The sequence below is a fragment of the Legionella beliardensis genome (assembly GCF_900452395.1).
In the GTDB taxonomy this organism is placed as follows: domain Bacteria; phylum Pseudomonadota; class Gammaproteobacteria; order Legionellales; family Legionellaceae; genus Legionella_C; species Legionella_C beliardensis.
In genome coordinates this window covers 875,702-889,212 of the sequence record NZ_UGNV01000001.1, presented here as the reverse complement: position 1 = coordinate 889,212, position 13,511 = coordinate 875,702, and the positions used below count along the sequence as shown (strand labels likewise).

Here is a 13,511-nt window from a genome sequence, read left to right as displayed (position 1 = left end):
TTAATTGGCTTAAACTAACACGGATTATGAGATTAAATCTTTTCTGAGCTCAACGAGTCGAATTAAAGCATATAGATAAGCTGCTAAATTTTCCTGGGCAGTAGAAAAATACTCGCCTGCACTTAAGACTGCCTTGAGTAATGTTTCTAACTCTAAATGTGTCTCATCGAGATTAGAGGGTGTTGCGCTTGCAAATAAGGCCGCTACCTGCTGCTCCATGGCTTTTAAGTTAATTGCAAATTGCAAAGCTGTTTGCTCTGCCTCATCTTGATCAATAGCAATGAGAATATTTTTTAATGAAAAATATAATAAGATTAATGACTTATATCTATCACTCGCTTCAGTAAGTTTTGCCTGTTTAGCCATGCTTAGGGATTCATGATCTAAGGTATCTAAAAGACCACGACCTAACCAAAATGAACTATCTAAATCATATAAAACACCACGACTGCGCGCAGTTAATAAGGTGACACTATTACGAAAGAGATAATATTTTAATTTAGTAAGCTGCCTTTGTAGCATAACTAACAAATCCGTACGCCAAACTAAATTACCAATAATAAAACTCGCAACAATACCAATGATCACACCCGCTAAACGTTCCATGGGAGCTGCGATATCAATTGGCGGGCCGCCTGCTTGCGCCAATGTTATAATGACCGCGACATTCGCCTGCAAACCTAGATAAGAATAAGCCGTTGACTTAAAAGCAACATAGCTAAATCCCCACGCAGCAAAAAAGAGTATAAGGATAAGAAGGTAAAAATTTAAATTTAACCAAGCTATAATAAGAAGCGTCAGCCCTCCCCCAATTAAAGCGCCTAAAAAACGCAAAATGCTAGCATTTTTCATCTCAAATAAATTCTTTTTCACCGAAATAATAATGCTACTAATAATCCCAGTTAAGCCACCCGGCCAATCACTAATTATCCAAAAAGCTAAAGCCAGTAGCGCAGTTAAACCAACTTTTACACTATGAATCAGTACATCTGGATCATTACGTAATTGCTGCTCGGCGTTAATTATTTTTTCAGACTTATTTAGCTTTTTTTCACCTAACAGAGCTTTTTGTAAATCAAGTAAAACTGTATTAAGCTGGCGAAAAAAATGGATAAGCGCTAGCTCGTCCTTGGTCGTTAAAGGTGGCAATTTAGTTAAATCAGCCATTAAATTTGGCAAACTTAAGGTTATTTTGGTTTCTTCTCTTAAGAAAGCTTCTAGTATGGTAGAAAGATCTTGCCGAGCGTTTGCAAATAATTCATCAGCTAAATCAACGAATATAGGGTTTTTTGTTTTTTCATCCAGTTCAATTATTGATCTAAAATAACTGATTGATTGACTTAAATTAATAAATGCGGCAACAAGAAGACGAAACTTGTCTATTTTCGCCTTATCAACACTGACTTCTCTGTGGGTAGAGCTTATTAGCTCTGATGCTTTGCGTATTTTTTTTCTAATCTTTATATTGTCTTGTTTTAAAATTAAATTTAAATCGGGCTTAGGATTAGAAAAGGCAATATTTAATTTTTTTAGTAATACATCCATAGAACTAAATAAATCTGTTATCTCTTTGCCAATATTTTTGCCAATATCATTAGGAAAAATAAATAAGGCCACCATGGCAGAAACAACCACACCTATGCCAATTTCAACGGGACGCCATACTGCCACCAGGAATGCTTCCTGCGGATTCATTGCTAATTGTCCAACCACAAAGAAAGCCCCGATCCCTCCTAACAAATAAGCATAGGCATACTTATTAAAATTATAATAATAGACTGCCGCTGCAATAATAAAAAAATTAACGACGATATAAAGTAACAAACTATTAACGACAAAATGAGTAAGATAAAAACCAAACCAGACACCAATAAAGGTACCAAGCAAACGCATAATCGCTTTATCAATGATATTTCCTGTATAAATATTCGCAATAAGCGCAACTGTCATGCCAGCCCAGTAGGGTTTCTCAATATGCAGAGCAAAAGAAATGACAATGGCCAATACAACCCCAACTGCTGTACGTAACGCCGCACGATTTTCTAAGGTTTTAGGTAAGAAACTTTTTAGAACAGGCATGATAGGCATGTTAATCACGATAGGTTACCGTGGTTGCACTAGCACCAATACGCAATGGATAATCAGGACTAACATTATCAATATAAATACGCACTGGAAAGCGCTGCGCAATCCGAATCCAATCTTCGGTAGCCTCCATATAAACTAACGACGAAGGCGCGCCCTTAGACTGTACCCGATTAATACCCCAGCCAATGCTTTTAACATGGCCATAAAATGTTTTTCCTGGATACATATCCAACCAGATTTTTGCCTTATCGCCTGGTTTAATTAGACGAATTGCTGTTTCCCGATAGCGTGTTTCTACCCACCATTGTTTGGTATCAATAAGCGCAAATAACCATTCGCCGGTTTTAATGTATTGACCAACACGCAGATTAAAATTGGTAATTAGCCCATCGGTTGGCGCCACAACCGTCGTGTGTTCATATAAATAAAGGGCCTTATCATAAACGGCTTGTGCCTTTTTGATTTCATTGTCATCAAAATTTTGCCGAGCTATTTTAAGATTATGCGTTGCAGCTAATACATCGGCTTCCTGCTCGCGTATCCTGGCTATCACATCAATTAATTGTATTTCTGCCAAATCACCTTGCTTGACTAACTTACGATAGCGGTTTAAGTGATCTTGACTTAAACTTAAAAAAGCTTGGTTTTGTTTTAATTTTTCTTCAGCGACTTGGATAGCTAATTTCTCATTTGCATAACGAATCTTTGCTAAATTTAGATCAGCTTTTGCCTTATTTAAGGCATATAAATAGGGCCTAGGATCAATTTCAATCAGCTTATCGCCTTTTTTTACGTTTTGGTTTTCTTGGACATAGAGCGTACTAACAGGACCTGAGACTAATGAGGCCATATTAATCACATTGGCGGATACGTAAGAATCGTCTGATCGCGTGTCGTAATAAGCAAAATAACGGTAGCCTAAAAAAGATAAGGCAACAATAACCAGCGTGATCAAATGCGGCCAATATTGAAATTCAGCCAATTGTTCACGATTCATAGTTTATCCCTGACTAAGGTAAGTTCGACTTTTAACCCTTACAAGCGAACTGACCTGTTTAATCTGGATCCCGTACAAATGCTCTTAATTTACGAGATAATGTTCGCTTTGCGATATAAAGGCTCGTATAGCATTTATATCAAGCTCACGTTAATTATAGGCCCATAAAACTCGTAATTCCTCATGAATTTACTCATAATTTAAAAGTATATAAGCCTTAAAATAATCCCGCTCATGATTTTAGTTATTTACTGGGGACATTAATGATTTTATATCAATACTATTGAATTCATGCAATAAATTAGGCGTTTCATCTAAATAAGCAATTTGAAAATAAGACTTATCAGCTTGCGAGATTAGGCTTGAGTCTTCAGGGTACTCCAATAGCATTGGAAAGAACACCGAACCGCCGACGACCTCACGTTTGTCGCTTGCGCGTGGCGTTAAACCCCATAGGTTTTGATAAGTCATAGCCATTGGTGCAGATGGGTTGTTGGGATTTAAAAATTTTCCAAGGTACAACACAACATGGCCGCCAATATAGATTATAGTTACAAACGGCTTGCCGTGTTCTAATAAAAAATCAACGCGCTGTTTTGCGCTTGCTGATGATATGTCGACTTGTTGGCCTACGTGCACTTGTTGGGAAGAATGCCTGGGCAGCCAAATGCCAAATGGGGTAAATAAGCTTTTTAATTCGGCAGAGCAATCATTATAAAAATAAGCGCCACCCCAGCCATAAGGACGGCCAATTAAATGGCGCATAACACGTGCAAAATGGTGGGGCGTTGCAGCAAAAGGCATTAATACGGCTTGCTGCGTTGAGACATCTACGTTATTTATTAATGCCTGGTGTTGGCTATTAGCAGTAGGAACTAATAAATGAATGGTATTCTGTTGCCTGCTCGCAGGAAAAACCGCACCAACATAAGCTGTTAATAATAACTGCCCTTGCTGATTTAATAGACTGGTTTGCGGGCGAATAATGGCAGCCATATTCGCTTGCGCTGCCTTTTTCCACTGTTGCACAAAATTATTATTAGTACGCGCAATACCTTTACTATCAACCCAAGCGATGTAGTCAGGTGTCAATACTAAAGACCAAGCCTTATCGTTAGTCTGGGCCAAAATATACACAGGTGTTCCTGCCCAAAGTGCTGACTCTTGTAAGTTATCAAAAGGATAGCCCTGCCCCGGGATTTTATAATGATAAAAATAAACATCATGAGTTGGTAGGGCTCGTGCATATAAATTATCTATGGCAATAGCTCTGTTAGTACTTTGATAAGTTAAATTATCCAATTGATTTAAATCAATATTTTGCGCAATTTTTCTTATCCATTGTTTAGAATAAGGCCTAAAGTTCTCACCATAACCAATAGCATGATCACTTTTACCTTCATTATTAAATTCATTTAATAAACTTTCTTCTAGCGCTTTGAGGTTATAAGGCGCAGATTGCTCTAATAGACGATTAACAAAGCTTGCACTCCAGGGCGACATCGTACCAAAATAATGCTCAAAGAATTCCTTTAAACGCTGCTCTTGGATTTCTTTGCTTAACAGCGGTTTATTATAATTAGGGTCAGTCGGTTTAATCCAAGAAGTTATTTTTTGATCATAATGTTCTATAGGAAACAACGATACGACATCTGAATTGGCAGTGGCCTGCACCATGTAAAACGAAAAAACGATTAAATAAAGGAAACTATTTCTAATTAATTTGAACATAATAAGTGCATTTTAATAAAAATTCGTCCATTATACAGCAATTAGGTTAAATAACGCCAGCTTAAAATACCCGGGGAAATCATTAAGGTCGATTTACAGATTTCAGGACTGAAGGGGGCTAGAGTCGCAAAACGTAGTTGTAGGACAAAGGGGTGTGGAGAGGTAAGTGCTGCAATAGTCAGTCGCCAATGCTTGGTACTATAGATGTGCCCATTTACTGTAGAGTGCAAGCAATTAAATTGGCCTAAATATTCTTTTAGATAAATATAAGTTAATTTATCATCGCTTATAAAGCAGCCTTCTTGCTGTTTTTTTAATAGATTAATTACTTCGTTTGGATTAAGTTCCTTAGCTAAGCAACACGTTTGCTGCTTTGTCAGTTGCTCACTCATCAAGCGATAGGCTAGTTTTTCTAAAGATTGCAAGACATAAGCACGCTTTGTGTGGTAATTAAGTGCTTTGGTATGTAAAGCAACGAGTTGAGCTTGCGCCACTACTAGCAACATAATAATACTTAAGAAAATGACGGTCGTTAATAATATGATTCCCTGCTGCTTCAAGGCATACGCACTCTGGTATTTAAGCTAATCACCCGGTCTTCTAGACCTAACTTAATAACAACTTCTTGATAATCTTTATTTTTTAATATTTTTACAGCAAAAGAGCTAATAGCCGTTGTCAATTGCTCTGCATGACTTACCTTGTAAAAAAGCTTGTTAATACTCTGCTTCCGAGCTTGCATAAAAAATTGCTCCTCTAGCCATGCGCCTATGTAACCAGGCGAGGCATAGTCAAAAAGAAGTGGTTTTTTTAAAGTGATTAATAAACCGGACGAAATAACCTTAACTGCTTCTATTTCCTGAATTTCACCATGAAAGCAGTCAGTAATTGCCACAACTTCGCCAGGTGTTAATGTTTTATTGGCAATTAATAAATGCTTTGCATCAAGTTGTTTAGTGATTAAAAAAAAGTCATCGCTCATGCGCCTCACAATTAAGTGATTACTGCCACTACCTTTTGTCTCGATAGCTATAAGCGCTGATTGTTCATTACGCCTATCTTGCATAGTTAAGTAATTAATACTAAGGCAAGGGGTAAAGCCTGCACTCCTAATGCTGTCACGTAGTAGTTGACTGACTAACTGCACATCACTATTTTGTGCAAATTTTTTTTGCGTGCTCAAATAATGCTGCTTACTGTTTAAATAAAATTGCATCAACATCCCTAGCAATAAACACGATAAAGTAAGGCTAATGAGTAGTTCAATTAAGCTCACGCCTCGTTGCATAAGTGCCATTTAAGACGTCAGTGCAACAGCGCCTCTGCCATACACTGCTCTTTTAAGTTAATTACTTTATTTAACGAATCCCCATGAATAACTAATTGGTGGCTTACTAAGTAGCTGTGTAGTTGTTGATTTAAGAGAGATAAAACAGTGGTGCTCATTATAAATAAAGAAATAAGCACTTCGATTAAAGAAAATCCGCGCTGCATAAAATAATCCATTTTTGAGGTTTGAATTGCCGGCTTAGGATAATCTTTTCATCCGGTAGAGGCAATGTTTAATTTTAAACAGAGCATTCACTTTGTGGTATTTCTTAAGTAATATGACTAACTTACTAAGATTTTTGGGATAACCGCACTATTAAGGAGAGAACGTTGCCTTGTGATTATCAACAGCTGCCCCATATCGGTATTAGAAATCTCAACCCTTATGTGCCGGGAAAGTCAGTCGAGGAACTCAGTCACGAACAGGGAATAACAGACATTATTAAACTTGCCAGTAATGAGAACCCATTAGGCTGTAGTTTTAAAGTAAATGCTGCTATTAATAAATTAAATCACTTAAAAATCGCTACCTATCCTGACGCCGCAAATCACCCTATTAAGAAAAAATTAAGTGCAAAATTAGGTGTTTCTGAAAGCAATTTAGCATTAAGTAATGGCTCAGACCTATTATTTTCCTTACTACTTACTATTTTTGGCCTACACACCAATAAGCATATGTTAACGCACGATCAGGCTTTTATTACTTATAGTATTCAGGCACAAATCTTAAGTATACCTGTACGTTCAAGTCCTTTATTGCCTAATTGGGAAGTTGACATAGAGGCTATGGTAAAAATGGCTAATGAAAATACCGCCATCATCTTTTTAGCTAATCCAAATAATCCTACTGGCCTGCTTATTCCACTAGAGAAAATTCATTACTTACTAAAAAATGTACCGGATTCAACCTTAGTAGTCATTGATGAGGCTTATTATGAATACGCTTATGAGCCGCACGAGCGAACCTCACTGAGCTTACTTGAGCAGTTTTCTAATTTAGTGGTCACCCGAACCTTCTCCAAAGCGTATGGTCTTGCAGGCTTAAGATTAGGGTATGCCATCGCCCATCCAGATATTATTAATTTATTACATAAGGTACAACTGCCTTTTTCAGTCAACCAAGCCGCTTTAGCAGGTGGTTATGCAGCGCTAGAAGATGAACAATTTCTTGCAGACACAATTGACTTAAATGCAGCGGGATTAAAACAAATGCAGCAGGGTTTAAATGCCCTAAACCTTAGCTCATTACCTTCTGCGTGTAATTTTATTACCTTTGATTGCGGTAAAGATGGTTTAACACTCTACCAGCAATTGCTCGAAAAAGGTATTATAGTGCGCCCACTTAATGCTTATGCCCTTCCTAATCACCTACGCGTTAGTATTGGTATGCCGGAACATAATACTCGATTTCTTAATAATCTAGCAGCTTGTCTTGCAACATGAGGATATTTTTATGAGTAGCGAATTACGTCAAAAACATTGTCAATCTTGTGAAGGCATTGGGGAGGCCTTAAATGACCAACAAGTTAAGCATTTAATGCCCCAACTTAACAATAATTGGCAAGTTTCGGCTGATAGCAAGGTCATTAAACGCTCGTTTAAATTTCATAATTTTTATGAAACGATGGCCTTTGTTAATGCGCTAGCTTGGATTGCTAATTTAGAAAACCATCACCCTGATTTAGAAGTTGGGTATAATTATTGCCATGTTAGTTTTATGACCCATGCCTTAAAAGGCCTCACCATGAATGATTTTATCTGCGCCGCCAAGGTTGATGCATTATTAATGGATTAGTTTTAACTTTATATTAAGATTTTAAACTCCCGCTTATGCGGGATAATATAGCATCGCTCACTAAGTTTTGGCCTTGTTGCGTGGATAGAATAAGTGATTAAAACGACCTTTTAGCCTGGGTGAAACGAAGTGAAACCCGGGTTTAGGTCCTGCGGACCTGCACCCAGGCGACATTTGTTTTGTCTTAATGCAGCCATTTGCTCGTCTTTGCAAGTAGGCATTGTTGCGTAGAAGAAAGCCGAAGGAGCTTGCAATGACGTATAAAGCTTAGTGGGTGATGCTAAGCTTATTTCTTATCAAGAACAGGCCTTACAATTAACACATCGCACTCTGCGCCATGCAAAATTGCATTTGCTGTTGAGCCTAGTAATAAAGAAAGCCCATGCTTTCCATGGCTACCTGTTACAATGAGATCAATATTTTTTTCTTTGGCAACCCGCAGAATTTCATTTTTGGTAGAGCCATATTCAATCATACAATGTGCTGCATCAATACCTAACATCTGCGCAAGCGATGCCAATTCTTTTTCTGCTTGCTCACGAATAGAAATCTCTACTTCCGCAAAACCAGCAAACCCTGGATAAGCATAAGCTGGAATAGGTTCTACTACATGAACAAGTAATAAATCAGCCCCATTCTCATCAGCAATTTTTTTAGCTTTTTGTGCGGCCTTAATACCTACTTCATCAAAATCCGTAGCAAACATTACCCTTTTATACATTCTAATCTCCCTTAGGACTTCTGCTTAATATAAGCCTATCAGAAATAGTAAAATTTTCATATGGCGCTCAAATGCATTAATTTATTTTATTAAAGCTCAGTAATTCTAGCAAATTTTATACCTTTTAATGGCACAGCAACGGGTTGCATATACCATTGCTCTTTTGTTAAATTAAGCGCTTAAATTATATCGTAGCAATCAAATACTGTGCCTAAAAGTATCTATTTACAAAGTAATTGCTATGATCTTGAAGTTTCGAAAGAGAACTATTTCATTTTGCGGGGTGCCCAACTGTGGGCTGAGATTATACCCATTGAACCTGTTCGGGTCATGCCGGCGTAGGGATTTAGTGATGTTCTTAGATATTGTTGGTGCATTGACCTCATTTTTAGCTACTTATTATTTTATTCGTTTAAATAGCCGCGGTTGGCTAATCAGTCTGGTGGCTACAAGCTTAAATGGTTGGCTTTACTGGCAAAAGGGCATTTATTCTGACATGCTCTTAGAATCATTTTACTTTATCACGACTTGCTATGGTTGGCTCCAATGGCAGCGCCCCATTACCAGCACTAATAAACCTATTCTTGTCTTAAAAGAGAAGCAATGGTTTACGCTAGGTATAGCAATTTTAGCGCTTTTTATGATTATCTTTTTCATTTTAACGGCGTTCACTAACTCGAACGTAGCAGCGCTTGATGCGCTAACAACGGCTCTAAGTTTGGCAGGCCAATGGCTTATGTGTCATAAAATTATAACAACTTGGCTAATTTGGTTTATTACTGATGCGCTTTATGCGTATTTATACTTACAAAAGCACATTCCCTTTCATGTTTTGTTAATGCTTATCTACACAATCATGGCTAGCTATGGCTATTTCAGCTGGCTTAAAGCTTTAAGAAACCATCGCCGAGATAGAATACAGCTGATTCCTAATTAAATATATTTAATATAATCTTAAGCTTTGTGGCTTAAACTAGGACACATATATTATAAAGTAGTCATAAGATGTTTAAGAAAACTGACTTAAGCTCAACCATCAGCATTCGAAGCTTACGAAATAACGCTCTCGAAAAATACGAATCGGAAAGAAAAAATTTTCAAGAAATAGAAGTGATTAGTTTTCCAGCGTATAAAATTTTAAATGGCGTTAGCTCAGAAACACGAGACGTATGTAGTTGCTGTATTTTTATTATCTACTCGAAATCGAATACCACCTATTTTTTTGGACATTTTAATAGCATAGAATATATTTTACCTTCCGGCCCAAGAAATCTGCTTAATGATGATTTTAAAGAGATAATGGGTTATTTAAAAGATAGCCCGCTACCAGTGGATACTTATGAAGCAATCCTAATTGGTGGGGAGCAACGTTTGTTTGATGCTATAGCAGCTTATCTATCCTCACAAAATATAAAAATTACTGCCAGTTATCACGATAATTACAATCAACTTGCGCTGGACGACACTTTACAAACTAAAAGTATTATTTTTAATCATACGACACATAAAGTCACTATATTTTCTGGCGTGCTTCCTAAGCAAACCCTTATTTTAGATAATGCACATCTAACCTTTAAAGATAATTTTCAAGAAAAAAAAGAGGAGTTAGAAAAATTAACAGCAGAGTGTAATAAAAAGGAGCTAGAAAAATTAATGGCAAATTATGGTAACGAAGTAACCGATGAATTAACCTGCAACCAGGCTTCATTTAAGCCTTAATAGATTGTTATTAAACCAAAGCAGCTCTGGTAGGTTATTCTGAATCTTGTTGGGCTGCACTGCGTTTAGCCCAACGTACCGCGCTTTGATCTTAACCACGGTACCCATTTTTATCTCCTACTTTCTAGGTAACGCTCTAACCCATGGTTTTAGTTTCCTAAGCTCAGGCGGTAACTGTTGTAAGGCAATTTTGGCTTGATTAGATTGACTATATTCACCCAAAGTCAGAACAAACCAATCTTTACCTCGTCGTTTTAGGTGATTTATTGTTGTCCCTTGAATGGGCTGCTTCCTTAGAAAGTGATTTAAACCTTCTTTATCAGCTCCTGCTAATAGTTGGATAGTATAAAAATTTTCTAATTGCTGCTCGGCTGTGGTTTTTGCCAAATTAGATTGCTTAAAAACCTCATCTATTGCCAATAAAGATGATTCTAATACCGTTTCAGCGATTTCTTCTGGGAAAATAGCACTGGCTATTGTGCTTTCATTAACAGTTACGAACTCTTGATGGTGCTGGTCAAGCGCCGTTGCAGTTACAGTTTTTGTCCTTTCTTCCTGGAGTGGCAAACTTTCTTGTTCATGATTAATAGGGATAGCAAGCAGCTTACTATCTAATTTTATATCATTATGTCTGATTAGATTACTTTTTATAGTACCATTTCCCTTAGTCAAGTCAGCATAACTTGCTGCTGGGGAATTAGATTTAATCTTTGCCTGGCCTAAATAAGTCATAGCTAAAAGCAGTAAAAATAAACTTGTAATAACCGGTAAACGCTTAGTTAAAAATGAGTAATTTGTCTTATTTAAATTAAAGAAAGAAGCCAAATGTGTATTAATTTGAGCAATACAACCACTGGTTAAATCATAAAATTCATTTAAAATTTTATCGGTTAACTGTTTATTTAACCCTTTGGTAGAGACAGGTAATTTTTTCAATAAATATTCTTTAGTCTCTTGCTTGCTTAACAGACCCAAATCAATCGTGTGAATTAAGTCTTTAAATGTATCGCCATGCAATACATTTAAAAGGGGATTAAGCGAAAAATCGGATGCTAAGCAAACATGGAAAAAATTATTTCTATATTTTTTCACTTCATGCAGCAAGTTTTTTAAAAAATCTTCCCTTAGGCAATGTGCATTATCAATAATGATTAAGATATGTTTTTTAAGCGTATTGATTTTTTCGACTAAATCACTTAATTGCGGCTCAGAACTAGCCGGTAAATGACAAAACTTCTCAATTTGTGTTAAGGTCTGCGCTTCTGCTAAAGGAACTTTAGCATCGACAGTATAGGCACTTATTTCGGCACTTAAACCCTCTTGTAATAATTGGATGAACGCTGTTTTTCCGCCACCTTGTTCAGCCATGACAACAATCATCAAATCATTAAATAATATGAGATGATTAATAAAATTAATCTTGGCAAGCCAGTTATTAGGCTTATATAGTAACGTATTGACTGATTCAGTAGGTGATATAGCTGCATTGGAACTAGATAACATATCGTTATTCTCCCTCAACTGCGCTAACCATCACTTGTTGAATCATTAATCCATTAATGTTAGTTGCAAGAGAGCAATTGCCAATTCCTTTAATCACAATAAAGCGCAACGTATTATTCTTAATTTTTTTGTCTGTTGCTAACAACATTTGTAAATGCTCCAGATTAATATCTTTTGGTATTCGTCTAGGTAAATTCGCTAATGTTAATAACTCGTCTATTTCTTCCACAGCCTGCAAGCTTAACTCCCCTAGCTGATGAGATAATAAAGCAGCACAATATAAACCTATACCTACTGCTTCGCCATGCAGCCAGCGCTTATACTGTGTATAAGCTTCTAAGGCATGCCCTATGGTATGGCCTAAATTTAGTAAGGCTCTAAGGCCTGATTCACGTTCATCCTTTTGCACATAATTTGCTTTGATTTGGCAGCACTGATAAATAATCTCAGCAAGTTCAGGCGAGTTTCTGGACAAGCCTTTTTTTAAAGCATGCCTTACATTAGAAAAAAAATCCCCGCCTTCTAAAATGGCATATTTAATGACTTCAGCAAAGCCTGCCCGAAATTCTCGTATAGGTAGCGTATTTAAAACAGCAACGTCAATAACTACGGCATTTGGTTGATAAAAACTGCCAATCATATTTTTACCTTGTGGATGATTAATAGCAGTTTTTCCACCTACTGATGCATCAACCTGAGCTAGCAATGTCGTAGGAACTTGAATAAAGTCAACGCCACGCTGATACGCAGATGCCGCAAATCCCGCAATATCACCAATTACCCCACCACCTAATGCAATGATAGTCGTGTCGCGATGATGCTTTTTTTCGATTAGTGTGTCAAATATCTGAAAAAGGCTTTGTTGATTTTTATATTCTTCACCATCAGCAAGAATGACACAATCACATTGCTTATCGGCAAACAAGCGTTGTAGACCTTCTAAATACAAAGGCGCAATCGTTTGATTGGTAATGATCATCACTTGCTTAGATTTAACATAAGCAGGCAATAATTCATTATCTTTTAAAAAGTTAGTTCCTATTAAAATAGGGTAATCATGTTGTAGTAAATTAACCTTTAATTGATAAAGCAACTCAGAGCTCGCCATAAATATATTTAATAATATTATTAGCAACTGCTTTAACAGTTAGTTTATCCGTTTCAAAGCTAATATCAGCTAACTCTTCATAATAGGGTTCGCGCTCATCACGCAACATTTCTAAACGTCCTTCTAGATCGTCTGTTTGTAGCAAAGGCCTTTTCGTGTCACGTTTGGTGCGCTCAAATTGCTGCTGCAATGATGTTTTTAAATAAATAACTGTTCCTCGACCAGCCAAAGCATTACGGTTCTCAGGTGTCATTACCACACCACCACCGGTAGCGAGGACAATATTTGTCTTTTGCGTTAACTCATCGATTACTTTCTGTTCACGTCGTCGAAAACCGTCTTCCCCTTCAATATCAAATATCCAGGAAATATCGGCTCCTGCACGTTCTTCAATTACTTCGTCAGAATCAAAGAACTCTAATTTGAGCTCTTTTGCCAAAGTACGGCCAATAGTGCTTTTTCCTGCTCCCATAGGCCCAATTAAGAAAATATTGCGTACTTTAACTATGCTCATTTTTGA

At 37.0% G+C, this 13,511-nt stretch carries 14 protein-coding genes and 1 riboswitch; of the genes, 4 read left to right on the top strand and 10 right to left on the bottom strand.

Features of this window, described 5'->3' with window-relative positions; all coding sequences use genetic code 11:
- Positions 1-24: 24 nt before the first annotated feature.
- The 6 genes from DYE47_RS03995 to DYE47_RS03970 form a co-directional block, all read right to left on the bottom strand.
- Positions 25-2,088 (bottom strand): FUSC family protein, encoded by a 2,064-nt coding sequence (locus DYE47_RS03995; RefSeq protein ID WP_115302028.1) that lies wholly within the window; start codon positions 2,086-2,088, stop codon positions 25-27.
- Position 2,089: 1 nt separating this feature from the next.
- Positions 2,090-3,085: an HlyD family secretion protein gene (locus DYE47_RS03990; protein ID WP_115302027.1), complete on the bottom strand. Its 996-nt coding sequence runs from the start codon at positions 3,083-3,085 to the stop codon at positions 2,090-2,092.
- 240 nt (positions 3,086-3,325) lie between these two features.
- The gene (locus DYE47_RS03985) at positions 3,326-4,816 is read right to left on the bottom strand and encodes a C40 family peptidase (protein WP_115302026.1); all 1,491 of its coding nucleotides are present in this window, start codon (positions 4,814-4,816) and stop codon (positions 3,326-3,328) included.
- A gap of 41 nt (positions 4,817-4,857) precedes the next feature.
- Positions 4,858-5,322 carry a hypothetical protein gene (locus DYE47_RS03980; RefSeq protein WP_115302025.1) on the bottom strand — a complete coding sequence of 155 codons (465 nt, stop codon included), beginning with the start codon at positions 5,320-5,322 and terminating at the stop codon, positions 4,858-4,860.
- A 50-nt stretch (positions 5,323-5,372) separates the two neighbouring features.
- Positions 5,373-6,104, bottom strand: coding sequence for a PilW family protein (locus tag DYE47_RS03975; RefSeq protein WP_218019040.1), 732 nt, complete (start codon positions 6,102-6,104; stop codon positions 5,373-5,375).
- 17 nt (positions 6,105-6,121) lie between these two features.
- Positions 6,122-6,310, bottom strand: coding sequence for a type IV pilus modification PilV family protein (locus tag DYE47_RS03970; RefSeq protein ID WP_160149838.1), 189 nt, complete (start codon positions 6,308-6,310; stop codon positions 6,122-6,124).
- 165 nt (positions 6,311-6,475) lie between these two features.
- Here DYE47_RS03970 and hisC point away from each other — a divergent pair, with 165 nt between their 5' ends.
- Positions 6,476-7,588: a histidinol-phosphate transaminase gene (hisC, locus tag DYE47_RS03965; protein ID WP_115302022.1), complete on the top strand. Its 1,113-nt coding sequence runs from the start codon at positions 6,476-6,478 to the stop codon at positions 7,586-7,588.
- 10 nt (positions 7,589-7,598) lie between these two features.
- Entirely contained in the window at positions 7,599-7,940 is a 342-nt protein-coding gene (locus DYE47_RS03960) for a 4a-hydroxytetrahydrobiopterin dehydratase (protein WP_115302021.1), read from the top strand.
- A gap of 286 nt (positions 7,941-8,226) precedes the next feature.
- On the opposite strand, the gene DYE47_RS03955 is transcribed toward DYE47_RS03960, so the two are convergent.
- Positions 8,227-8,661, bottom strand: coding sequence for a universal stress protein (locus tag DYE47_RS03955; RefSeq protein WP_115302020.1), 435 nt, complete (start codon positions 8,659-8,661; stop codon positions 8,227-8,229).
- A 269-nt stretch (positions 8,662-8,930) separates the two neighbouring features.
- Positions 8,931-9,023: riboswitch (TPP riboswitch) on the top strand.
- On the opposite strand from DYE47_RS03955, the gene pnuC reads away from it, so the two are divergent.
- Both pnuC and DYE47_RS03945 read left to right on the top strand, forming a co-directional pair.
- Positions 9,014-9,598, top strand: coding sequence for a nicotinamide riboside transporter PnuC (pnuC, locus tag DYE47_RS03950; protein WP_115302019.1), 585 nt, complete (start codon positions 9,014-9,016; stop codon positions 9,596-9,598). Its footprint overlaps the riboswitch before it by 10 nt.
- A gap of 68 nt (positions 9,599-9,666) precedes the next feature.
- Entirely contained in the window at positions 9,667-10,380 is a 714-nt protein-coding gene (locus DYE47_RS03945; RefSeq protein WP_115302018.1) for a hypothetical protein, read from the top strand.
- A gap of 117 nt (positions 10,381-10,497) precedes the next feature.
- Here the strand turns inward: DYE47_RS03945 and DYE47_RS03940 are convergent, their stop codons facing one another.
- From DYE47_RS03940 to aroK, 3 genes are read right to left on the bottom strand one after another with little or no spacing between them, the layout of a single operon-like run.
- A complete protein-coding gene (locus DYE47_RS03940; protein ID WP_115302017.1) occupies positions 10,498-11,883 on the bottom strand; it encodes an ATP-binding protein in 1,386 nt (461 codons plus the stop codon).
- Between the two features lie 4 nt (positions 11,884-11,887).
- Complete coding sequence (gene aroB / locus DYE47_RS03935; RefSeq protein WP_115302016.1) at positions 11,888-12,991, bottom strand: 3-dehydroquinate synthase; 1,104 nt, start codon at positions 12,989-12,991, stop codon at positions 11,888-11,890.
- Positions 12,978-13,505, bottom strand: a complete 528-nt coding sequence (aroK, locus tag DYE47_RS03930; RefSeq protein ID WP_115302015.1) for a shikimate kinase AroK — start codon at positions 13,503-13,505, stop codon at positions 12,978-12,980. Before aroK ends, aroB begins: the two co-directional genes overlap by 14 nt.
- Positions 13,506-13,511 lie beyond the last annotated feature (6 nt).